At 66.5% G+C, this 21,448-nt stretch carries 20 protein-coding genes; 9 read left to right on the top strand and 11 right to left on the bottom strand.

Annotation, left to right across the window (positions count from 1 at the left end; translation table 11 throughout):
- Positions 1–99: 99 nt before the first annotated feature.
- Together ACIBF5_RS22650 and ACIBF5_RS22645 are read left to right on the top strand one after the other, a co-directional pair.
- Positions 100–492 (top strand): hypothetical protein, encoded by a 393-nt coding sequence (locus tag ACIBF5_RS22650; protein WP_396814691.1) that lies wholly within the window; start codon positions 100–102, stop codon positions 490–492.
- Between the two features lie 67 nt (positions 493–559).
- Positions 560–1,198, top strand: a complete 639-nt coding sequence (locus ACIBF5_RS22645) for a hypothetical protein (protein WP_396814689.1) — start codon at positions 560–562, stop codon at positions 1,196–1,198.
- A 107-nt stretch (positions 1,199–1,305) separates the two neighbouring features.
- On the opposite strand, the gene ACIBF5_RS22640 is transcribed toward ACIBF5_RS22645, so the two are convergent.
- The gene (locus tag ACIBF5_RS22640) at positions 1,306–2,034 is read right to left on the bottom strand and encodes a TetR/AcrR family transcriptional regulator C-terminal domain-containing protein (protein WP_396814687.1); all 729 of its coding nucleotides are present in this window, start codon (positions 2,032–2,034) and stop codon (positions 1,306–1,308) included.
- A gap of 129 nt (positions 2,035–2,163) precedes the next feature.
- Between ACIBF5_RS22640 and ACIBF5_RS22635 the strand changes: the two genes are divergently transcribed.
- The gene (locus ACIBF5_RS22635; RefSeq protein WP_396814685.1) at positions 2,164–3,681 is read left to right on the top strand and encodes an MFS transporter; all 1,518 of its coding nucleotides are present in this window, start codon (positions 2,164–2,166) and stop codon (positions 3,679–3,681) included.
- Positions 3,682–4,075: 394 nt separating this feature from the next.
- Here the strand turns inward: ACIBF5_RS22635 and ACIBF5_RS22630 are convergent, their stop codons facing one another.
- Positions 4,076–4,330, bottom strand: a complete 255-nt coding sequence (locus ACIBF5_RS22630; protein ID WP_396814683.1) for an LAETG motif-containing sortase-dependent surface protein — start codon at positions 4,328–4,330, stop codon at positions 4,076–4,078.
- A gap of 411 nt (positions 4,331–4,741) precedes the next feature.
- Between ACIBF5_RS22630 and ACIBF5_RS22625 the strand changes: the two genes are divergently transcribed.
- Positions 4,742–5,014, top strand: a complete 273-nt coding sequence (locus tag ACIBF5_RS22625; RefSeq protein WP_396814681.1) for a hypothetical protein — start codon at positions 4,742–4,744, stop codon at positions 5,012–5,014.
- Between the two features lie 293 nt (positions 5,015–5,307).
- Here the strand turns inward: ACIBF5_RS22625 and ACIBF5_RS22620 are convergent, their stop codons facing one another.
- On the bottom strand, positions 5,308–5,433 hold the full coding sequence (locus tag ACIBF5_RS22620) for a hypothetical protein (protein ID WP_396814679.1): 126 nt from the start codon (positions 5,431–5,433) through the stop codon (positions 5,308–5,310).
- A 307-nt stretch (positions 5,434–5,740) separates the two neighbouring features.
- Here ACIBF5_RS22620 and ACIBF5_RS22615 point away from each other — a divergent pair, with 307 nt between their 5' ends.
- From ACIBF5_RS22615 to ACIBF5_RS22605, 3 genes are all read left to right on the top strand, one after another.
- Positions 5,741–6,532 carry a hypothetical protein gene (locus ACIBF5_RS22615; RefSeq protein ID WP_396814677.1) on the top strand — a complete coding sequence of 264 codons (792 nt, stop codon included), beginning with the start codon at positions 5,741–5,743 and terminating at the stop codon, positions 6,530–6,532.
- 24 nt (positions 6,533–6,556) lie between these two features.
- On the top strand, positions 6,557–7,009 hold the full coding sequence (locus ACIBF5_RS22610; RefSeq protein ID WP_396814675.1) for a GNAT family N-acetyltransferase: 453 nt from the start codon (positions 6,557–6,559) through the stop codon (positions 7,007–7,009).
- Between the two features lie 501 nt (positions 7,010–7,510).
- Positions 7,511–8,560 carry an NAD(P)-dependent alcohol dehydrogenase gene (locus tag ACIBF5_RS22605; RefSeq protein ID WP_396814917.1) on the top strand — a complete coding sequence of 350 codons (1,050 nt, stop codon included), beginning with the start codon at positions 7,511–7,513 and terminating at the stop codon, positions 8,558–8,560.
- A gap of 196 nt (positions 8,561–8,756) precedes the next feature.
- Here the strand turns inward: ACIBF5_RS22605 and ACIBF5_RS22600 are convergent, their stop codons facing one another.
- Both ACIBF5_RS22600 and ACIBF5_RS22595 read right to left on the bottom strand, forming a co-directional pair.
- Positions 8,757–9,566 (bottom strand): hypothetical protein, encoded by an 810-nt coding sequence (locus tag ACIBF5_RS22600; RefSeq protein ID WP_396814673.1) that lies wholly within the window; start codon positions 9,564–9,566, stop codon positions 8,757–8,759.
- Complete coding sequence (locus tag ACIBF5_RS22595; RefSeq protein ID WP_396814671.1) at positions 9,563–9,970, bottom strand: hypothetical protein; 408 nt, start codon at positions 9,968–9,970, stop codon at positions 9,563–9,565. Before ACIBF5_RS22595 ends, ACIBF5_RS22600 begins: the two co-directional genes overlap by 4 nt.
- A 134-nt stretch (positions 9,971–10,104) precedes the next feature.
- On the opposite strand from ACIBF5_RS22595, the gene ACIBF5_RS22590 reads away from it, so the two are divergent.
- Both ACIBF5_RS22590 and ACIBF5_RS22585 read left to right on the top strand, forming a co-directional pair.
- Positions 10,105–13,785: a CHAT domain-containing protein gene (locus tag ACIBF5_RS22590; protein ID WP_396814669.1), complete on the top strand. Its 3,681-nt coding sequence runs from the start codon at positions 10,105–10,107 to the stop codon at positions 13,783–13,785.
- A 100-nt stretch (positions 13,786–13,885) separates the two neighbouring features.
- A complete protein-coding gene (locus ACIBF5_RS22585; protein ID WP_396814667.1) occupies positions 13,886–16,597 on the top strand; it encodes a tetratricopeptide repeat protein in 2,712 nt (903 codons plus the stop codon).
- 30 nt (positions 16,598–16,627) lie between these two features.
- Here the strand turns inward: ACIBF5_RS22585 and ACIBF5_RS22580 are convergent, their stop codons facing one another.
- The 6 genes from ACIBF5_RS22580 to ACIBF5_RS22555 all read right to left on the bottom strand — a co-directional run bounded on the left by ACIBF5_RS22580 (position 16,628) and on the right by ACIBF5_RS22555 (position 21,241).
- Entirely contained in the window at positions 16,628–17,206 is a 579-nt protein-coding gene (locus tag ACIBF5_RS22580; protein ID WP_396814665.1) for an SUKH-4 family immunity protein, read from the bottom strand.
- On the bottom strand, positions 17,203–17,640 hold the full coding sequence (locus ACIBF5_RS22575) for a GNAT family N-acetyltransferase (RefSeq protein ID WP_396814663.1): 438 nt from the start codon (positions 17,638–17,640) through the stop codon (positions 17,203–17,205). Before ACIBF5_RS22575 ends, ACIBF5_RS22580 begins: the two co-directional genes overlap by 4 nt.
- Before the next feature lie 64 nt (positions 17,641–17,704).
- On the bottom strand, positions 17,705–17,986 hold the full coding sequence (locus tag ACIBF5_RS22570; protein ID WP_396814661.1) for a hypothetical protein: 282 nt from the start codon (positions 17,984–17,986) through the stop codon (positions 17,705–17,707).
- A gap of 190 nt (positions 17,987–18,176) precedes the next feature.
- On the bottom strand, positions 18,177–19,673 hold the full coding sequence (locus ACIBF5_RS22565; RefSeq protein ID WP_396814659.1) for an FAD-binding oxidoreductase: 1,497 nt from the start codon (positions 19,671–19,673) through the stop codon (positions 18,177–18,179).
- A gap of 250 nt (positions 19,674–19,923) precedes the next feature.
- A complete protein-coding gene (locus ACIBF5_RS22560) occupies positions 19,924–20,781 on the bottom strand; it encodes an alpha/beta fold hydrolase (RefSeq protein ID WP_396814657.1) in 858 nt (285 codons plus the stop codon).
- Positions 20,782–20,896: 115 nt separating this feature from the next.
- Positions 20,897–21,241, bottom strand: a complete 345-nt coding sequence (locus tag ACIBF5_RS22555) for a hypothetical protein (RefSeq protein ID WP_396814655.1) — start codon at positions 21,239–21,241, stop codon at positions 20,897–20,899.
- Positions 21,242–21,448: the final 207 nt, after the last annotated feature.

Here is a 21,448-nt window from a genome sequence, read left to right as displayed (position 1 = left end):
CTTGAGGGGGATTAGGAGTGACGTCTTTTGTTGTCCCCTGAGGGTCGATCAGTGGGTGAGCGATCGGTCCGCGACTCGACGAGACACGATGGAGCAGTCATGGTGGCGGACTACCGGTTGATGGTGGGGTTCCTCGACCAAGGGAGGTCGTTCGACCAACTCGTGGAGCTGATTGCCAAGATGACCGCTGCGACCCTGCGCGACGTGCCCGGCGAGACTGAGTCGGTCGTCGGCAGGATCGGCGCCGGGTATGTCTGGGTACAGTTCGACCCTGCGGACTTCGAGCCGTTCGCGAGCCACCCGTACGGCGTCGACCTGCGACTTGAGGATCCGTCCCGGGAGCCCGAGTTGGCGAACCATATACTTACCGCCCTTGTCGCCACCGGCGGTTACCAGGTGATCCTACTGATGGACGGCGACCCGATCCGTTCCTCGCACTACACCGAGGCGGATCTCGATGCTGAGATCGGTGAACTGGGTCGTAGCGCCTGACGGGCACGCGTGGCTGACACAGCAGCGCTCTGTCAGCAACGGCGGCGGCCAGGGCTAGCCTCGTCCGGTGAGCTTCAGCGCCTACGCCCACCACGTGCGCAACCCAGCGCTGCCCCATCGGCGCCGGGTGTCCGCGCTGCGCTCCTGCGTTCAGTTGTACCGGCCGCTCGGCTTCGAGGTGACCCTGAGTTTTCTGCGGGAGGTGGCGGGGCCGTTCGAGCGTGACGAGACGGCGCTGCTACGTGCGCTCGACGCCCTCGCCGAGAGCCGGGCCGGCTGGCATGCGGAACTGCGCCGGTACGCCGCAGTGCGCCGGCCCGCCAAGCGCCTCGGGCAACGCAGTCCGAACCCGCATGATCGGAACCCGAACCAAGGTCCGTGCTGCTGGTACGGCGCCCCCCGCCAGGGCGCCCTGCACGCGTTGGCGTTCTGGCAACGCGACCGGCTACCGACCCTGCTGGCGACCGACGACCCGATCGCAGCGCGGATCAACGCGTACGTCATGGCACGCCTGAGCGTCGAAGGAGTGCTCACGCCCGCTGATCGGCATGGTCTGGCAGCCGCCTGCGACACGTTAAGGCAGCGCATTCACGAAGGAGGGAATGCGGACCACGAACTCTTCCAACGCACCCGGCAGTTGTTACAGCTCGCTCACTTCATCCAAGCCGCCGACGTTTCCGTCGATGGAGTTCACGCTTCTGTTTGAGCCCGGGTCGAAGCACCTTCGCCTGCGACGGTAGAGCGGCCTGTCGGGGCATTGGTGCAGGGCCGCGTTAACTCGTTGAGGGGTCGGCGGCTGCCCTCGCGCATGGGTCAGGGCTTCCCTTCGACGGGGGCGGGCTTGGTTGTCGGATGTGCGGGGTTCTCGGTGAGCAGGGCCGCCAGTCCGTCGAGGAGCCGTTCGAGGCCGAAGGCGAAGCGGTCCTCCATGGACGGGGCGGTGAGGTCGCCGGCCAGGGCGACGAGGTTCGGGAAGGTCTTCTCCGGTAGTTCGCGCAATCGGTCGGCCGCCGCCTGGGCGACTTCGAAACGGCTGACGCCCTCGGTCTCGGACGCGGCGATGGGTGACTGTTCCTGCAACACGAAGCCCTGGACGAAGGCACCGAGGAGGTAGTGGGCCAGGGCGGCGTCGGCGTTGGAGAATCCGGCCTCACGTAGCCGGTCCAATTGCTCCTCCATGAGACGCAGCAGGTTCGGGCCGAGTGCGAGCCGCCCCGCGACGACCTTGGCGGAGTCGCGTTTGGCCAGCAGGTGCCGTCGGTAGCGCAGCGAGTACTCGCGGAGCTGCTCCCGCCAGTCGCCCTGCCGGGGAGGCAGCTCGGCATCGGCCATGAGTTCGTCGGTGAGCAGGTCCAGGAGCTGTTCCTTGTTGCGAACGTGCCAGTACAGGGAGGCTGCCTGCACTCCCAGTTCGGCGGCGACCTTGCGCATCGACAGCCCGCTGATGCCTTCACGTTCCAGCACCCGCAGGGCCGCCGCGACGAGCGTCTGTCGGGTCAGTCCTGGCTGTGCGGCTTCCTCGGCTGCGCCGGTTCGTGCCACCACACACCTCCGTCGAAGAAGACCGGCTTGCAATCTAACACTGTTAGTGGCAGCCTCCCGGTTCGGGATGACCAACTAACACTGTTAGGGAGTGTGATGGAGGGGTCTGGCTCCCGGCGCAAGAGGCTTGTGCTTGCCACCTTGTGCGCCACGATGTTCATGGCGATGCTCGACAACGTCATCGTCAACAACGCCCTGCCCCGCGTCGGGCAGGAGCTGCACGCCGGCGTGAGCGGACTTCAGTGGGTGGTCGAGGGCTACAGCCTCGTCTACGCCGCCCTCCTGCTCACCGGCGGAACCCTCGGCGACCGATACGGCCGTAAACGGATCTTCCTGACCGGGCTGGCGCTCTTCACGGCAGGATCAGCGGCGGCGGCACTGTCCGGGTCGATCGGCCCGCTGATCGCCGCACGGATGCTGCAAGGACTCGGCGCGGCACTGCTCACGCCGGGCAGCCTGTCGATTCTGCGGCACGTCTTCACCGGCGAAAAAGAGCGGACCCGGGCTGTCGGGCTCTGGTCCGGTGTCTCCGCCCTGGGCCTGGCGATCGGCCCGGTCCTTGGCGGGCCGATGGTGGACACGTTCGGATGGGCCAGCGTGTTCTGGATCAACGTCCCGATCGGAGCGGCAGGGCTGCTGCTTGCCGCCCGGGTGCTCCCGGAGTTCGCGGGCCGGGCCAGGCGACTGGACCTCCCGGGGCAGTTGCTCTCAGTTCTCGGCTTCGGCGCCCTGGTCTACGTACTCATCGAAGGACCGGCCCGTGGCTGGACCGACACCCGTGTCCTGACCCTCGCGGCAGCGGCGGCGGTAGCGCTGCTGGCCTTCGTCGCGGTCGAACTCCGCACCACCGACCCCATGCTCGACCTGTACTTTTTCCGGGATCCGGTAATCGGCGGAGCCGCACTGAGCGGATTCATGATCAGCTTCGGCATGTTCGGCGCCATGTTCTTCCTGCCGTTGCTCATGCAGGACGTGATGGGCTGGGCACCGTCGAGCGCGGGCCTGGCGGGGCTGCCCATGACCGCGATGATCGTCGTCGCCGCTCCGCTGTCCGGCACACTCGCCGCGCGCTGTGGTCCCCGGATTCCTCTGGTGACCGGCCTGACCCTGTGCGCGGCGGCCCTCGGCGGCCTCTCGCTCTACGGTCAGCACGCCCGCTACCTGGAGTATCTGTGGGTGTTGCTCGCTATGGGAATCGGCATGGGGATGACCTTCACACCGGTCTCCGTCACGGTCATGAAGCGCGTGCCTCTCGCCCAGGCCGGTATGGCCTCCGCGACGCTCAACATGCTGCGCGAGATCGGCGGTGTCGTCGGCGTCGCCGCTCTGGGAGCCGTCCTCACCAGTCGCCTGGCCGCGACGTTGACCGGATCGCTCGATCGGCTCAATGTCCCCCGCGAAACCCGAGACGGCATCGCAGATTCGCTCACCAGCACGGGGGCAGACAGAACCCAGGTGCTGCCCGCCCCCGTCCATGATGCCGTGAACACCGCGTTCATCGAAGGGCTCCATCTGGCGCTGCGATGCGGCGGCGCGGCCATGGCCGCCGCAGCCGTGCTCGTGGCACTCCTCCTCCGCTCGGCATCGAGCCAGGTCACCGCGCCCGCCGACGAACCGACACAGCAAGACGAACCGGCTTACCGGTAAGTGAGTGTGGAAGGGCCGTCGGTTGAGAGTGTCGGGGTACCGGCACCCTCGCCTCCTATTGACGCGCAGTCTCTGGCAGGTGGTTTATGGACGACGCGGTCCGTCGTTAGAGACGTCCTGGCACATCCGTGCCCATTAATGTGCTGTAGTCGTGAACTGGTTGCGAAAGGGGTCGAACGGCGGCTGAAACCGTCGTTCGACCCCCCCTCATCAGAAGCAGCTCCGCGCTGTGGAAAAAGCCCACCATCGCCACCACTTCGACAAACAAGGTTGCTGTTCGGCACTACGTCATGTCTCGCCTCGCCATGATCGGCGAATGGCTCCAACCCGACTTCGACAGGGGTGTGAGCGAGAGGAGTCAGGCTGGCGTGTGGTGCCGAGAGCCGAGATCCGACTAGCTGAAGATCGGCTGCGTGTCGGCGAGCTCATTGCGCGCGGTGCGACGCTTCCTGATCAGGAAAAAGGAGGCGGCACCAGCGACCAGGATAGCGCCAGCCAGGCTCACGATAATCGGTGTGGAACTGGATCCGCCGCTCTCGGCGAGGTTGGCTGCGGAGAAGCTCGGATCGCTCCCTGGAGTAGCGGTCAGCGAAGCGTCGGGCGTGCTGGCGGCTGTCTCGGTCGCGGGGGCCGAAGCCTGCGCGCTCACGCTCTCGGCCGCGTACTCGGTCGCAGTCCCGGTCGCAGTCGTGGTTCCGGCCCTGGCCACAGTCCCAGTCCCGGTCCCAGTGCCGGTCCCAGTCCCAGTGCCGGCCCCGGTCCCGGTGCCAGTCCCGGTGCCAGTGCCGGTCCCAGTCCCAGTGCCGGCCCCGGCCCCAGTTCCAGTGGCTGGAGCATGCGGGGTCGCGGTCGTCCCGGGGGCCGGAGCATGCGTGGGTGCGGCGGTGCTCGGCTTGGGGGGAACGGGCGTTGCGGGAGCAACGGGCTGGTTGTTCGCGCAGACCGGAGTCGTCCGGATCATCCGGTACGAGTATTCTCCGTTGTCCTTGTCGGTGACAATCAGCATCGAGTTGGCCGGACTGCTGTGACTTGGAATGGCAAGGACATCGTGGAACGACCCGTGGAACAACCGGGGGGCCAGCAGAACTTTTCCGGCGAATTGAACTTCGACCGTGGTCTGGTCCTGCGTGGGATATCCGGACAGGTCAATCGTGGCCTGACTGCATGTGACGTCAAACAGTTGGTTGTTTGCCAACGCTGGGGAGGCGAGCATTCCCGCGCCGAACAGGGCCGCACCTGCGGCTGCCACAGTGACGAAGCCGGAGCGTGTCCACCGGATGTTACTGAACCTCATGGATTTTTTATCCATCCTGTTGATCAACTGACGGTGTGACGGTACCTCATGAACCTGAGAGATGACTTTTGGTATAGCCGGGTTACCGTTTGGAACCTACTTTCCGGAGCCCAGGAACTCCTGGCCCGAGTGTGCTACGGGAGTCGGGTAGGAGCCATTCGTGTGGACGACTGCGGCGTGGATGAGATGGATGGCGGACCGCGCGTTCGAGTCCCTCGTTAATGTCAATGGATTGATGGCTTGGTGGGTGGTTTGGCAACGACAGGGTTGATCTTCGCATTCAGGGTCAAGGCCACTTTGTTACAACGGTTTCAGCGAGGGACGTCGCAGCGTCAGGGGGTGTTCGGTGTGAACATCACCGAATCCACGAGGGTGCGGATCAGGCGCGGCGGATTGTCCTGGCGGGGCGGTTGCTCGACGGCGTTGTCGAGGCTGTTCTCCCAGCTCAAGTCCGTCATGCCGGCTGAGTTGATGTCCTGACGGACTTCGACTGGTCCTGACGCTGTTCGAACGTGATGCTGGACGGCGTGCTGAGGTATTCCAATACATCGGTGTGAACACCTTTCGTGTGCCGGTCGACCCGGCGACACATTTGACTCAATTGACGTGTGGTTGACGGCCCACCTCGTGGTCAGGGCGAGGGTGCACTCCTGTTGATCGGTCGGCACGGCCTGTTGGACAGGGCCAGCGGGTGCCGGATCAGCAGTCCATCCCTCAGGCCCGGTTACCCGGCGTGCTGTGCGGGTCGGCGTAGGTGGGTGGCGAGTGCGAGGCCGCGCCGATGAACAGGAGCAGGACGCCTGCGGCGAGAGTGGATGCGCCACGCCGACACCGGTGAAGGTGCCGTACGTCCAGGAAGTGCCGTCCCTGCCGGATGTCGTGCAGGTGCAGTTGGTCATTGACCCGTCCTCCGATCGAACGGGCGTCGCCGAGGCGGTGCGCTCCTGGTTCGACCTCGGATGGCGGCGACTCGGTGGGGAACTCCGCGACGCGGCTCTCGCACACACCTCGGGCGACGAGGGGCCGGCGCGTGCACTCTCCCCGTACGGCGTGGATGCGGGGATGGTTTTCTCGTACGGATTTCTCGGGCACGAAATCGAGCGCGACCTGAGGTTCGATGACGAGAGTTGGGCAGTTTTCTTGGCGATCCTTGCCAAGCTGCCCAGCGCTCTGTTCGTCGCCGGCACCCTGACGGCAGACGGGAGGCCCGGTGACATGCTTCGGATCTACGAGGCGTCCCACTACCTCGACATCCAGCTCTCGTTGCGCGGCTACTCATGGGTGACGGTGGTGCCCGAGAAGGTGGGGCTCTCCCTGGGCGGACTCGACGGACTCAACGAATCGGGCGCCTTCCGGAGCGTCGAGCGGCTGCCTCGCGGCGGTTACTGGTTGCAGGCAACCGAGAGGTTCACGGACTATCGGCAGCCGGAGGCAGAACGCGTGTTCGAGGTGCTGCGGCCCCACCTCCCCGCGAACGCGTACGCCTCGGATTTCCGGGACGCGCGCAGACCCATACCGAGATGGGTACCGGACGGTTCGGGCACGGACGACGGCTGAGGTCCGCCGTGGCAGACTCGCCTCGTGAGGATCAGTCAGGCGAACGCGGGCGACGTCGCAGGATTGGCCCGGCTGTTGTGGCTGGACACCCATCATGAGGAACCAGCACAGCCGTCCGTCGACGCATTCGCCGCGGATCTCGCGCAGTGGTGGGCCGTCCACCAGGATTCGCACCTGGCGTTTGTCGCTCGACTCCGCCGACCGGAGATCGTCGGCATGGCCTGGGTCGCGCTCGTGCCCCGTGTCCCGAGACCTGGAGCGACAAGCCGGCTCTCCGCGGACATCCAGAGCGTCTTCGTCACGCCGGATCAGCGAGGCCAGGGGATTGGCTCGGCGCTCGTGGAGGCCGCATCACAGCAGGCGGCACACCTCGGGTCTACCCGCGTGAGTGTCCACTCCGGACGCACGGCCGTGCCGGTGTACGAACGGCTGGGCTTCGAGTCGTCCCGACGGCTCCTACAGCGGCCACCGGACTAGCGGAGCGTCTGGCGGTCGCTGTAGGTCGACCGGGACCAGGTACGGTCCGGGGTCACCGAGATTTCGTCCTGGCCACTGCTGGTAGCCGACGTGGGCGGAGGCGGAACGCGTATTCAAGGTGCTGCGACCCTATCTCCCCCTAATGCGTATGCCTCGGATTTCCGGGACGCGCGCAGACCTATACCGAGTTGGGGGATTCGGATACGACGATGGCTACTACACAACTGGCCTACGCCATCCTCGACGGCCCACGATCACCACCGACGGCGTTGCCGCGCTGCCCGTGGGGCTCCCGTGCCTCAAAACGACCGGCGGTGACCTTTGCCCCCGTGATGCCCGTCTACCCGTCTCGGTGTGCACGGGAGAGAGTTGGATCTCACCCGGGGAAGCAACCGGAGGGCTCAGATGTTGCGTAGGTAGCATTTGCGATGAATCGTGGAGGCGCTGAGGCTCGCGCTCCACGCCAACCCTTCCTTCCCGCTCTCTTTGGAGAAATGCACCATGACAACTCCCACGACAGTTGCCGCTTATGCGGTGGCTTCCCCCAAGGCTGCTCTGACGCGTACGACAATCCCGCGTCGTTCCGTGGGCGAGTACGACGTGGGCATCGAGATTAAGTATGCCGGGATCTGCCACTCCGACATCCACACGGCGCTCGGCGAATGGGGAGAGGCTATCTTCCCGCTGGTCCCGGGCCATGAAATCGCGGGCGTGGTGACCGAGGTCGGCGCCGGTGTGACCCGTTACGCCGTCGGCGACCGGGTGGGAGTCGGCTGCTTTGTCGACTCCTGTGGTGAGTGCGAGAACTGCAAGGCCGGCGAGGAGCAGTACTGCAAAGGTATGGTGGGCACCTATAACAGCAGGCAGTTCACCGGTGAGCCGACCTACGGCGGTTACAGCTCCCACATCGTGGTGAACGAGAACTACGTCCTACGCATCCCCGACGGGCTGGGTCTGGACGTGGCCGCGCCCCTGCTGTGCGCGGGCATCACGTTGTACTCGCCGCTTGCGCACTGGGGCGCCGGACCCGGCAAGAATGTGGGAATTGTTGGCATGGGTGGCTTGGGTCACATGGGTGTGCAGATCGCACACGCAATGGGCGCCGAGGTCACCGTCTTGTCGCAGTCGCTGCGGAAGAAGGACGACGCGGTACGTCTCGGCGCTGATCACTACTATGCGACCAGTGACCCGGAGACGTTCGAGAAGCTGGCCGGTTCCTTCGATTTGATCGTCAACACGGTCTCCGTGAATCTTCCGCTGGACGCGTACCTGGGACTGCTCAAGCGTGAGGGCACGCTGGTGCATGTGGGTGCACCGGGTGAGCCGAGCTCCTTCGCCCAGTTCTCGCTGATCTCGCAGCGCCGCAGCATGGCGGGTTCCATGATCGGCGGCATCCGTCAGACCCAGGAGATGCTCAATTTCTGCGCCGAACACAGTCTCGGTGCGGAGATCGAAGTGATCACCCCAGACAAGATCAACGAAGCGTACGAGCGTGTCCTTGCCAGCGACGTTCGCTACCGTTTCGTCATCGATACGGCGTCACTGTCGTGACGACGGCACGCTGAGCTTTGCCCCGAGGCATCGTGGGCGCTCGTCGGGTTGGCGAAGCGTCCCCGAGTCCCCGTTGTTTGGTCCGATCACGTCCGGTGGTGCGCTTCTTCGGCTTGCCGCCGGACGTGATGGTGCCGTGTAGCGGTGACCCCGGTCGACCGACCTCCCCTGGGCAGAACATCCAGCGGAGTCCCGATCACGCCTGCTTGTTGATGTCCTTGTTGATGTGCGCGCCTTGGACTGGAGTGATCCGGCCCTCGGGTAGCGGCACGCCCAGTGCGGCAGCGAGCTGGTGTTGGTGCGTGTCGGCAGTCGCTTCGATAAGGCTGGCAAGACTGGACGCGCTACCTCGGGCACGCCGGTAGCCGATGACGGCGGTGGCTGTCGCGATGAGGGCCGCCGGCCACCACCAGGCGGCCAGGGGGAGATAGAGCAATGCCCAGGCCGCGATGACGGCGTCACTGTGATAGCGCTGGTAGGCGGTCGTGACAAGGGTACGGGTGTCGGGGCTGGCAAGTATCCAGATACGCGGCCACGCGAGCAGGACGGAAAGACCGTAGTGAGCGTGGATGCGTTCCCCTACCAGGCGGAAGGTGTCGCCAATGCTGGTGGCGCGTCGGGGTAGGTAGCGCGTCGGAGGTCGGGGCTCTCGACTCGCCCACGCCCGCATGGTCTTACGCTGGCGCCGCTCGACCCAGCGCTGCGGTCCGCTCATCACCCACAGCGAATGGACGCGCCCCGCGAGGAAAGTGGCGGTGACACCGCTGAGAATGGCGAGGCCGAACAGCGCCGCCAGGCTGAGGAGAGGACCGGCCGGGGCGTGGCCGACGATGCGCTGCCACGAGGTGTTGAGCGCTTTGGTGAGATAGAGCGCGTCCAGGGCGTGTGCGTGGCCGACGGTCAGCGCGCAGCCGCCGATGAGGACATAGAGCAGGCCCGGCAGCAGGACCACGGTGGCCCAACGCTCGGTGAGCCGTTGACCGATGAGGCTGATCAGTTCGGTCATGGTCGTGGGCGGTGGGGTTGATAGGTCATCGTGCGCTCCGTGATGCCGCAGCGCGGCTCGTGGCCCGTGTCGGGATCGTGGCGGGCGCGGCGATCGCAGCGAAAGGTGGACGCGGGGCAGGCATAGTCGCCGGTCACAGCGACCGGATCGATGCCAAGGTCGGACAGGGTGGCCGGGTCACCGCGATCCGTCTCGGTCCGTTGGGCCGTGACGGCGGCGGAGTCTATTGGGATGTGCTGGGCGCTGAGGGCTCGGGAAACCGAGGCTCCAGCCCGAATCGCCGCCAGTGCCGCGTCCAGCCTGTGCGACCACCGGTGCACCCGCGCGGTCTCGGAGAGGGCAGCCAGGCGGGTGCAGAGCCACGCGGCGACCGCCGCCTCGTCGGCGGTGTCGGGGGTGTTCATCCGCCAAGGATCTTTGTTTGGCGCGTCCTGCGGATCCTTGTGTTGGGATATCGACAACCTGCTGGCGATGGCACTGTTGCCCTCCTAAGGTGTACTGCCTCCTGGGGTCCCAGGCGTGGGGTGAGGAGCCATTGGTGTCAATACCTGAGCTCGTCGGCGACCTGCGGCGACGGAACGAGGCACATCATCACGGCGACTCCGACCCGGTGTTGGACCCGGAGGCTCTGACCGTCGCCGCCACCCTGTGGGCGGAGGCCACCGCTGCGGGCGAACCCTCCGCCGATGTGGTTACTGCCCTGTGTCGGCTTTACTGGTGCCGTTTCGTCGAGCGATCGGAGGAGCGCGACCTGGACGACTTCTACACGACGGTGGGTCTTGCTGATCTGCTCGCCGGCGAGGCCACCGGGACGTTGCCCGAACCCGTGTCGCGCTTCTGGGGGACCGTTGGCAAAGGTGCCGAGGTTCGCCACACTATTGCGGCCGAGCTGGTCGAGCGCTCGTCCCGTACACACGACCCGATCGCATCGGACCTCGGGGTCAGCATGCTCCGCGTCGTCTCCACCGACACGAGCGACCCGGATCGGACAATGTATCTGTCCAATCTCAGTGGTGCCTTGCAGTACCGGTTCCAGCGTACGGGGAATCTGGCCGACCTGGACGAGGCCGTAAAGGTGAGTCAAGCGGCGGTGGACGCGACCCCGTTCGACAATCCCGACCGGGCGGCGATGTTGACGGTCCTCGGACTCGCATTGCGGGCGCGCGCTGGGCAGGCCGGGCATTCGACGGACCTGGACGAGGCAGTGCGGACCAGCAGGCAGGCACTCGATGACCTGGCTGTCGACCACCCTGATCGGGTGATGTACATGTCGAACCTGGCCGGGGCGCTACAGGCCCGGTTCGAGCGTACTGGGGATCTTGACGACCTCGACGAGACGGTCCGGGTGGGTCGGGAGGCAGTGAGTGCCATCGCGGTCGACCATCCCTACCGAGCCCCGCTCGTGGCCCGCTTGGGCCACGTTCTGCGAGAGAGCTTCGACCGGACCGGCGATCTGGCAGCCTTGAACGAGGCGGTCGAGCTCCTTGGAGGGGAAGCGGTGAACGCCGCCGTGGATGACCCCGTGGAGCGGGCCGGGATATTGACCAACCTCGGTAGCGTGCTGCTCGCCAGATTCGACCGTACCGGACTCTCGGCTGACCTGGATGACGCGGTAGAGATCAGCGGTCGGGCGGTTGAAGTCGCGTCCTCGGACCAACCCGACGATCCGACCCTGCTGTCGAACTTCGCCAACACACTGCGCACCAGGTTCCGGCATTCCCGGCAGATAGGTGACCTGGACGAGGCGGTCCGGATGGGGCAGCGGGCGGTGCAGGCTGCCCCACCCGGCCACCCCGACCGGGCCATGTGCCTGTCCAACCTCGGTTTCACCCTGACCACCCGGTACGAGTACACCGGGCAACTGGCTGATCTGGATGAGGCCGTCCGGGTAGGGCGACAGGCGGTGGAAGCCACCCCCACCGGCCACCCGAAGCGGGCCATGTGCCTGTCCAACCTCGGATCCGCGCTCCACGCCAGATTCGAGCGCACGGGGAGGCTGGCGGACCTGGAGGAGTCAGTACGACTGGGCCAGCAAACGTTGGACGCTACGGTCGGTGACTACCCTGATCGGGCAACCTCCCTGTCCGCTGTGGGTAGTGCGTTACTGGCCAGCTATCGACGCACCGGGCGATTCACTGATCTCGATGAGGCGGTCCGGGTGATCCGGGAGGCACTGGGCATAACGCCCTTGGACCATCCCCGACGTTTCACACGACTGGCGAACCTGAGCGGGGTGCTACAGGTCAGATTTGAACACGGTGGGGTGCTGACTGACCTAGCGGAGGCGGTCTGGCTTGCCCAGCAAGCAGCAGACGGCGACGACGACGCAGGCCAGGCAATGCGCCTGTCCACCCTCAGTAGTGCACTACTGGCCCGGTTTGAACGCACGCGACAGCCGGCGGACCTGGAGGAGGCGATCCGGCTCGGACAGCGGGCTGTGCGGGCCGCCACCGAGGACGACCCACACCGGGCGATGTATCTGACGAATCTCGGCCTCGCGTTCCACGGCCGCTACAAGCGCACGGGACGTGCGGACGATGTGGCTGAGGCTGCGCGGGCATGGTCGCAGGTGTCCGCCTCGACGGCGGTCGCCGCGGCGGTACGGGTGACCGCGGCCCGGCTGCACGCGGAGATGATCGCCTCCGCGCACGGCCGTCTGGCCGCGGCCGATGTGTACGAGGCCGCGGTCGTGAACCTGTTGCCGCTGCTCTCCTGGCGCGGTGTCGAACGTCAGGACCAACAGCATCTCCTCGACAGCACGGCTGCCTCCCTGGGCCGTGATGCCGCCGCGTGTGCCATTGCCGCCGGTCGCCACGATCGGGCGGTCGAGCTCCTCGAACAGGGCCGGGGTGTGTTGTGGGCACAGCTACTTGACATCCGCACCGACCTCACTCGCCTGACCCAGGCACACCCGGAGCTGGCCGATCGACTGTCGCTGTGCCGCGCCCGCCTCGAACAACCCGCCGGCACCCTCGATGGTCCTCACGACGCGAGTCAACAGCAGTACGAGCGGGAAACCCGGCACCAGGCCGCCTATGAGTACGACCGACTCGTCGCTCAGATTCGAGCCCTCCCGGCCACAGCCGGGTTTCCGGAACCGGACCAGTTTCTCGCCCCACCCCGGCTCTCCGGCCTCCTGCCCCCGGGCGACGGTCATATCGTCATCGTCATCGTCAGTCAATGGGGCTGCGATGCCCTCGCCCTGCACCGTGAAGGCGTCAGGCCAATCCCGCTCGGGGATCTGCACGCCCAGGCGGTCACCGATGAAGCGAACCGTTACCTGTCAGCACTGGAGGACTTCGACAACAGTCGGCGTTCCACGGCTGATCGCATCGTCCTGGACATGGCCGTCACCACCGCCCTGGAGTGGCTCTGGGAGCACATCGCCGCACCCGTTCTCCACGCCCTCGGTCACACCACCACACCCACCGATGACGAGCACTGGCCCCGCATCTGGTGGTGCCCGACCGGCCCGCTCACCGCGCTGCCCATCCACGCCGCCGGGCACCACCACACAAGCGACACTGTGTACCACCGGGTCGTTTCGTCCTACGCCCCCACTCTGCGCGCCCTCGCCCAGGTGGACAACCACTCCCCGGCCTCGACGGGCGCCGCGTCGAAGATGCTCGTCGTGGCCCTGCCCGAGACGCCCCACCGGGCTCCACTGCCCGGGGCTACCGCCGAACGGGACCTACTCGCCAGCGTCCTGCCTGACCGTCACACGATCCTTACCGGACCGGCCGCCACCCGCCAGAACATCATCGCCGCACTCCCGCACCACGCGTGGCTGCACGCCGCGTGCCACGGTTATCAGGACATTGTCGAACCGGACGCGGGTGGGCTGGCCCCCTACGACTGGGACGCCGCCGGCCTGGTAACCGTCGTCGACCTGGCCGCCCAGCCAACCAGCGGCGGTGAGCTCGCCTTTCTCTCCGCCTGCAATACCGCGACCGGCGGTGTGGCGAACACCGACGAGACCATCACGGTCGCTGCTGCCCTCCAACACACGGGTTGGCGCCACGTCATCGCCACCCTTTGGAACATTTCGGACCTCTCGGCCACCGAAGTCGCCAACGGGTTCTATCCACGGCTCCTCAAGGGCGGCATTCTCGACTCCGCGCACACCGCGCAGGCGCTGCACCACACCGTACGAGGGCTCCGCGACCGTGCCCCGCACCGGCCGAGTACCTGGGCACCGTTCCTCCATATCGGGCCGTAGAACCCGACGGCTACCGCGAACGGTGGCCACGCGAGTGCCCGGAACCCACCGATGTCACATCTACGAACCTGGTTGAGACACCGAAACCGAGGAGCTCGCCATGCGGCTGCATCCATGGAAACTGGCCTTGCCGCGCTGGTTGTCGGACGTGGTGGGCGGCGGTCTCGCGCTCCTGGACCGGGCAAGACGACGGCCGGGGACACTACCGATCCCGGCGAGACAAGTGGTGTTCGGCGCGATCCCAGCACCGGCGCGGCACTTCCAACAGCGTCCCATCCTGTACGCGCGGGTGAAGCAGGCGCTGGCAGCAGGCAACGGCACGGTAGCGCTGGTGGGAGTCAACGGAGCCGGTGCTTCGCAGCTGGCCGCCGCGTACGCCCGTGAGTGCGTCGAAACGGGATACGCCTCGGTCGCCTGGGTCGATGCCACGTCTGGATTCATGACCGGTCCGACCCATTTCTCGACCCGACTCGAACTGTTCGACGATGACCTGAAGCCTCGCAAGCAGGCGCAGTATGCCTGGTCGGCCATGTTGGCTCACTTCAACACGAAACGGCTCGTCGTGTTCGACAACGTCGAGAACCCCACACGGGTCGGCGAACTCTTGCCGAGGTTCGACGCGGTCGAGGTGATCATCACCGGTGCCGGTCAAGAGGTCGCCACCATGCACGATGTCACGGCGATTGTGGTTCCGCCGTACACCGCCGCTGAGGGAAGAGCATTCCTGGCCGAGGCCGCCTCCCTGCGCGATGACCCGGCTGTCGACGAACTGGGCGATCGACTCGACTGGCTTCCCCTGGGTCTGGCGCAGGCGGCGACCCATATCGCGCAGCACGGGTCAAGCTGCGGTGAATATCTGATCGCACTCGACAGTCACGTTCTCGACGGTGCGCCGCTGCACTCCGGGGTACACAAGGCCGTCGCGTTGAGTCTGGCGGGACTGCGTCACGAAGACCCCACCGGACTCGCCGAACGGCTACTGACGGTGTTGTCGGTGATGTCGATCGACGGCGTCAGGCAAGCGCTGGTTACCGGCGAGGCCGCACAGGCGGCATTGCAGACCGATGCCGCCTCGATGGCAACGGCACTGCGTCTCCTGTCAGACGCACTACTTCTCACGACAAAGGCTCGATCGGACGGTTCCGGCGCCGACATCGCCGTTCTAGCCGTCCATCGGATTACCGCGCAGGTTGTCCGGTCCCAGGCCGACCGGTCGTCGTCGGTGACCCTCACCGATGGCGTCGCGGCGGCAGTGAGGATGCTCTCCCATTACATCGACACGGCCGTCGAGGACGATGACAGCAAGTCCGGGCATCACGAACTCGTGACGCATATCACTGCGCTTGGCGAGCACAGCCCGGAATGGACTGCTGAGTTCCTCACGCTCTACGCCTGGGCTGGCGAAAGCCTGCACGACGCCGGAGACCTCCACCGAGCAGTGCCGATGTTGCAGACGACGTACGACGAGCGGGAACGGATTCTGGGCCGGCACCACCCTGACACGCGGACCTCGCGTTTCGATCTTGCCGGTGTCTATCGGTCGGCGGGCCGGTTCGACGAAGCTGTGGGCATCTATCAGGCAATCGTGGACGAACGACACCGCGAACTGGGCCCTGAGCATATTGATACGCGGGAGGCGCGGTACAGCCTCGCGCAGACCTACGAGGCGGCCGGCCGACTGAGTAAGGCGATCAGCATCTACGAGGCAATCGTCGCCGCACGGGAGCGCGAGCTGGGCGCCGGGCACCCCGGCACCGGAGCAGTGCGCACCATGTTGGCCCACGCGTACGCTGCGGCCGGTCGTCACGACGAGGCGATCACCCTTCACCGCGCCATCGTCGAGGAGCGCGAACGCGACCTGGGACACGAGCACCCGGAGACTCTCACCTCCCGAAGCAACCTCGCCAGCGCCTACGAATCAGCCGGTCTGACCGCCGAAGCGATCAGGCTTTTCCGGGCGATCGTCGCCGACAACACACGGCTGCTGGGTCGGGACCACCTCTCCACCCTCACCTCCCGCAACAACCTGGCCCAGGCGTACGAATCGGCGGGCTGGCGGTTTCAGGCGATTGCCACGTACCAGGCCACGGCCGGCGCCATGGAGCGTGTTCTCGGCCCGGGGCACCACTCCACACTGACCGTCCGCTCCAACCTTGCCCACATCTACCGAAGGGCCGGCATGGACGATGAAGCAGCCCGTCTGCTCGAATCCATCGTCGCCGACGAGGAGCGACTACTGGGCGCTGATCACCCCAACACGTTGACCTCGAAGACAGATCTGGCGCACCTGTACCGTGTGAGCGGGCGGCAGCAGGAAGCGGTGCACCTCTTCGAAGTCATCTCCGCGGGCTGTGAGCGGATGTACGGCGCTGCGCACCCCATCACACTCATCTCCCGGAGCAATCTCGCCCTCGGTTACCGGTGGGCCGGTAGACCCGACGAGGCGATCGGCGTCTTCATCACCGCCGTCCGCGACCAGGAGCGCGTTCTGGGAGCCGAGCATGAAGTGACGCTGGATACGCGACAACAGCTCGCCTACGCCTACGGGGTCGCCGGCCGACGGGAGGAGGCCGTCACCCTCTTTCAGGCCCTGTTCGCCGACCTCGAAGACATTCACGGCCCCGACCATCCCGACACGCTTAGCGCCCGTGGCAACCTCGCCTACGCCTACGCGGCGGCCGGCCACCTGGACGAGGCAATTGCCCTCTACCAGGCCATCCTTGCTCACCTCGAAAGCACGCTCAACCCCGATGACCCTGCTATCGCCACGGTCCGCGACAATCTCGAACAGATCATCGACGGGGCTGCCTGATCGCCGCCGACCCCGCCGTCCATGGGCAGGCTAGTAGCTCAGCAGTTTGCGTACGTTCCGGAGTACGGTGAACCAGCAGGCCTCCGGATACGCCATCGCGGCCGGGTCGGCCCGGCGCATCAGCGACAGCAGCCTCGTTTCCGCTCCCTCGGGATCGACCACGTCGGCGCCCGCATCGACGTCGTACTGCGGTCGCTCCACCTCCAGGGCGTGCAAGAAGAATGCCAGCCGGTCGACACCACTGTTGAGCAGGTGCGGAGCGCCGTCCTCCGGAATGCAATACACGTTGCCCGTGATGGTGTCCACGATGGCGTCGTCGAGGCCGATCCCGCCGAGCGTCAACCAGGCCGACATGTCGAACGGACAGCTCGGATGCCGCAGCGCGACGCGCTGCCACGCCGCGCCGCCGACTCGCAGGTCGCCGTCGACGAAAAGCTGGTCGGCCTCGAACCAGCCCACCCGGTCCGGCAGGCCGACGTCACACAGGAAGGCCCGGGTGGGTTCGTGTGTGATGACGGCAAGCGTCGCCTCGTCCAGCGTCACTAGATCATCGGCGTGGTAGACCGACTCCATCCCCGCCCGATCGATCAACCAGTGCGAATCCGTCACGACGGTCGAGCCACGTACGCCGTCTTGGCGTCGGCGGAGAATCCGCAGGCCCTGTAGAAGGCGTGGGTCGAGGGCTCGCGCGAGCCGGTCATCAGCATTGCCTTGTAACAGCCCGCGTCCCAGGCGGCTTGGAGTGTGCCGGCCATGATCTGCCTGCCCAGACCGGTACCCCGCCGCGATTCCTCGACGACGACGTTCTCGATGACGGCGTAGGGCGACGCCGATCGGGTGATGTTGGGGATCACGTTGAGGTACGTCGTGGCGACGACAACCCCGTCCAGTTCGAGTACGAAGAGATGCAGCGCCGGCGAGCCCAGGACCTGCTGGAAAGCCTGCGCGGAGGATCCGTCCTCCAGAACGGGGTCGTTCGGATGCAGTTGCCGGTAGAGGCGGGTGATCTGCTCGAAGTCGTCGGGCCGTGCCTCACGGAACATGTCCCGGAGCCTAGCCAACCCACTGACCCGGCCATCTGCGCCATCGTGACGATCGCGATCGGTTTCAGGGGGGACTGAGCCAACGGGCAACCCTGTCGGTGAGGACCACCTCGTACGGTAGTCCCCGCAGCTCTTCGCTGGTGACGTCCAGGCCGCGCGCCCGAGCCAGCTCGGCCAACCACGCCCAAGGGTGCGCCTGCGTGCACTCGTCGTCGTCGGGAAGCACGGTGATCAACACGTTCTGGGTGATGCCGTCCCGAGTCTCGTGGAGCGGGATCGCACCGTTACCCGGGGCACCGGTTGATCTGGCGGCGATGCTGAACCCACGCTCCGCGTGCAGCATCACGCGCCGGCCGTCTTCCAACGTCGCGAACTCGCTGACCCGGAAGCTCCGGGCGCTTACATCCTCCGCGCGCGCCCCTGCGAAATCACAGGTGGCACCAAGGCCGACGACACGGCCGGGCTCGACCCGGGGAAGATCCCTGGGGGCACGGTAGGCGCCCGGGTACGGGCGCCAACCGGCTTCCACGCTCAGGTCAACAGGTTGCGGGTGGGATGCTCTGTTCGTACTGGAAGACGTTGAGGGGATCGTACTTCCCCTTGATCGTGCGGAGCCGTTTGAAGTTGCGGCCCCAGTAGGCGGTTTCCCATTCCGCCATCCCGATGTTCGGCACGTTGACGTAGGCGCCGTCCACAAAGGGGCGCAGTGCCTGGCTGAACTCGGCGATCCAGGCCTGGGCGACCGGGGTGAGAGCGTCGCCGCTGTCCGGTTCGCCACGGGTGCCCCAGCCGGCACCGGGCTCGGAATAGAAGAGCGAGTTACGATGCGGGAACGCCGAGCCGCCCGGCGGTTCGTTCGTTTGAGCCCCGGTGCCGAATGCCTGGGTGAAGAAGTTGCTGTCCTCGGAGGGGGCGTTTTCCATGAACGCGCGAATCAGGCTGATCGCCTCGTACGGGAACGGCGCGTTGGTGAACTGCGAGAAGAATTTCCAGTTCGCCGGCTCGTCTTCGATCGGAATCTGGAATGCGGCATAGGTTTCGCCCCAGCCCCCGATCTGCACCGTGACCTCGGGGTTGCCAATGGAGAGGACCGAGGCCAGCAGTTCCCTCGCCTCTGCCTCCGACCCCTCCGCGAGCACCCCGAACAGCAGGATCTGGGACTTGTGGATTTCGAGTTGGGTGCCGAGACGGTTGTCGGCGAACGGTGCGCTGCGCTGCCACGTGTCGAAGACTCCGTGCAGGTCGTTGAGCCCCTCCCAGGTCGCTTGCAGATAGGCGACGCTGCTGAGCGGGGTCACCTTGTAGGTGAGTGAGGTGACGATCCCGAAGTTGCCGTTTCCCGCTCCGCGCAACGCCCAGAGCAGGTCCGCGTGGTTCCTCAGGTCGACCTCGATCGCCTTCGCGCCGTCGGCACCCGACGGAATGACAATCTCCGCCCCGATGAGGTTGTCGCAGGCCATACCGAGGTAGCGGGTGAGGAAGCCGAAGCCACCGCCGAGGGTCGCACCGGACAGGCCGACGCTTCCCTCCGTGCCGGTCGTCACCGCGAGGCCCTGCTCCCCGAGCGCGGTCACCGCCTCCAACTGATTGAGCCCCGCGCCGACCCTTGCGGTGTTGGTGGCGGTGTCGATGTGGGTCGATTTCAACTCGCTGACGTCGATCACGATTCCGTTGTCGACATTCGACCAGCCCTCAAGGCTGTGGCGACCACTGCGCACCCGCAGCGCGACGTCGTTCTGTCGTGCCCAGGTGAGGGCGTTCACCACGTCCTGGGTGTTCTGGGCGAAGACGATGACCAACGGATAGCGCACGAACAGTTCGTCCCAGCCGAGGCTCGCGTCCGCGTATCCGGGATCCTGGGGACGGACGATGCGGCCGGTCAGCGTAGCCGGTGCGCTTGTCTCGCCCCATGGCGAACCCGAGCCGTCGGCGGCGAAGGCCGGGGTGCCGGTGATGATGCCCGGGAAAACGACCGCCCCTGTGCCAACGGCCGCTGTCGCCTGGAGCAGTTTGCGACGAGAAAGGTCGTGCATGGTTCGCATCCTCTCGATCGGGTTACGCCAGTAATCGACCAAGAGGACTCTTGTTCGCCATCCAGCGCGCAGCTCACGCTAATACGGGAGAGTTCCTCGGAGATCCGGGAACTTGTCTCGAAAACCCGGTCGGGTGACGCTGACCTGTCGTTTGTGGGGCGGACCGGACGTTCGCACCGGGCGGACTGTTAGCTTGGGCAGAGCCTTAGCGGAGCGTGGAGACGAGGCGCTGGCGAAATGCCGGTGGGGGTTACCGAATGGCCGAGGACGCGGCCGTCTCGTACCCGCCGTGCCACCAGTCCAGGATCAGCGCCGCGTACTCGTCCGGGCGCTCCTCCCAGGTGAAGTGCCCCGCGTCGATCATGGCGAGCTTGCTGCGGGGGAGCCGCCGGTCGAGGAACTCGGCGTTGACCGGCGGCACGGCCAGGTCATGCGCCCCGGCGATGATCTGGACGGGCGTCTGCATCTGCGGCAGGAGATCACGCAAGACCGGCAACTGCTCCGGGTACGCCCGCGCGTAGCGCATCGATTCCACGAAACGCTCGCCGTCGTACGACGAGAGGTAGTCCTCGCGGATCGGCTCGGGAATCTCGTACCCCTTGATGGTCGCCAGTGCGGCGCTGACGATCTCCCGAGGATCCATGCGGCGGTAACTGTCGAGGTCCGGGGATTCGACCCAGTCCTTCAGCGCCCCGCCCAACTGGATCGGCACCGCCGCCGCCCCGCTGCCGACGACGAGGCTGCGTAACCGGCCCGGGTGCCGGGCGGCGGCGAACAGGGCGGCCCCGGTGCCGACGTCCGGGCCGACGACGTGCGGGCTGTCGAGCCCGAAGGCGTCGGCGACGCGTACGACGAAATCGCCCATCGCCTGCGGGGACATCAAATCGTCGCGGCGTTCGGAGTGCCCGAAGCCCGGCAGGTCGAGCGCCACCAGGTGGGTACGTTCAGACAGTCGCCCCCAGACCGGGGCGAACGCGTACAGGCTTTCCGGCCACGGATTGAGCAGCAGGGCGTGCTCGACCCGGTCCTCGCTCTCAGCGAATCGAACCGTCACACCGTCGATGTCGCGCATCCCGGTGTGGATGGTCTGGCTGGCTGAGAGGGTCACGGCGTGGCTCCTACCTGTGCCGATGCGGGCCGAGGGTTCTCCGTGATCTGACCGTCAGGCTGACCATAACAACGGTCCCGGCACCCCGGTCGGCGTTCGCCCGGTGCCGAACTACTCAGTCGCAGTCGTCATCGTCGTCCCCGACGATGTACGGCACGGCCGCCGGTCCGCCGTTGCGGTTCCCGGTCCGGGAGCCCACCGGCCCGCCCCCGGGCACCTTCCGCACCGGCTCACCCTGCTGCCAGGCGGGCTGTACCGGCTGGACGACGGGCGCCTTCGGTGCGGTCCGGTTGCTGCTCGTCCCGCCTCCGGTCGACTTCGATCCGCTGGACCCACCGCCGCTCGACCGACCGCCGCTCGACCCACCGGGCGCCGCGCACGCCTCGTCGCCGTCGCAGGCGACCAGGGCGGCTGACGCGGTCACCGCTACCGCGATCATGGCCAAGGCGCGGTACCTCATGCACTCATCCCCGCTCGGTTCAAGGTCCACTCGACGTACCCGGCGACGGTAACGTGGCCGCGCCACCGCCGGCCGTCAGGCGAGCGCGAGCCGCGATGGTGGCGGTGCCCGCCTGATCCGATTGCGGCGCGAGTGGTGATGGGACGGTAGGGGCGGTATCCACACCGCCGTTTTCCATCGAACCAGTATCGGCGGTCCGGCGACCGG

Origin of the sequence: Micromonospora sp. NPDC050417 (assembly GCF_044458865.1) — a bacterium.
Classification (GTDB): Bacteria; Actinomycetota; Actinomycetes; order Mycobacteriales; family Micromonosporaceae; genus Micromonospora_G.
This window is presented reverse-complemented; position numbering and strand designations above follow the sequence as displayed.

Excerpts from the sequence above, each read along its gene's own strand:
- ACIBF5_RS22650 (WP_396814691.1), top strand. The coding sequence starts at position 100 with ATGGTGGCGGACTACCGGTTGATGGTGGGGTTCCTCGACCAAGGGAGG.
- ACIBF5_RS22565 (WP_396814659.1), bottom strand. The coding sequence starts at position 19,673 with ATGCACGACCTTTCTCGTCGCAAACTGCTCCAGGCGACAGCGGCCGTT.
- ACIBF5_RS22595 (WP_396814671.1), bottom strand. The coding sequence starts at position 9,970 with ATGAACACCCCCGACACCGCCGACGAGGCGGCGGTCGCCGCGTGGCTC.
- ACIBF5_RS22605 (WP_396814917.1), top strand. The coding sequence starts at position 7,511 with ATGACAACTCCCACGACAGTTGCCGCTTATGCGGTGGCTTCCCCCAAG.
- ACIBF5_RS22575 (WP_396814663.1), bottom strand. The coding sequence starts at position 17,640 with ATGTTCCGTGAGGCACGGCCCGACGACTTCGAGCAGATCACCCGCCTC.
- ACIBF5_RS22585 (WP_396814667.1), top strand. The coding sequence starts at position 13,886 with ATGCGGCTGCATCCATGGAAACTGGCCTTGCCGCGCTGGTTGTCGGAC.
- ACIBF5_RS22600 (WP_396814673.1), bottom strand. The coding sequence starts at position 9,566 with ATGACCGAACTGATCAGCCTCATCGGTCAACGGCTCACCGAGCGTTGG.
- ACIBF5_RS22555 (WP_396814655.1), bottom strand. The coding sequence starts at position 21,241 with ATGAGGTACCGCGCCTTGGCCATGATCGCGGTAGCGGTGACCGCGTCA.
- ACIBF5_RS22620 (WP_396814679.1), bottom strand. The coding sequence starts at position 5,433 with ATGACGGACTTGAGCTGGGAGAACAGCCTCGACAACGCCGTCGAGCAA.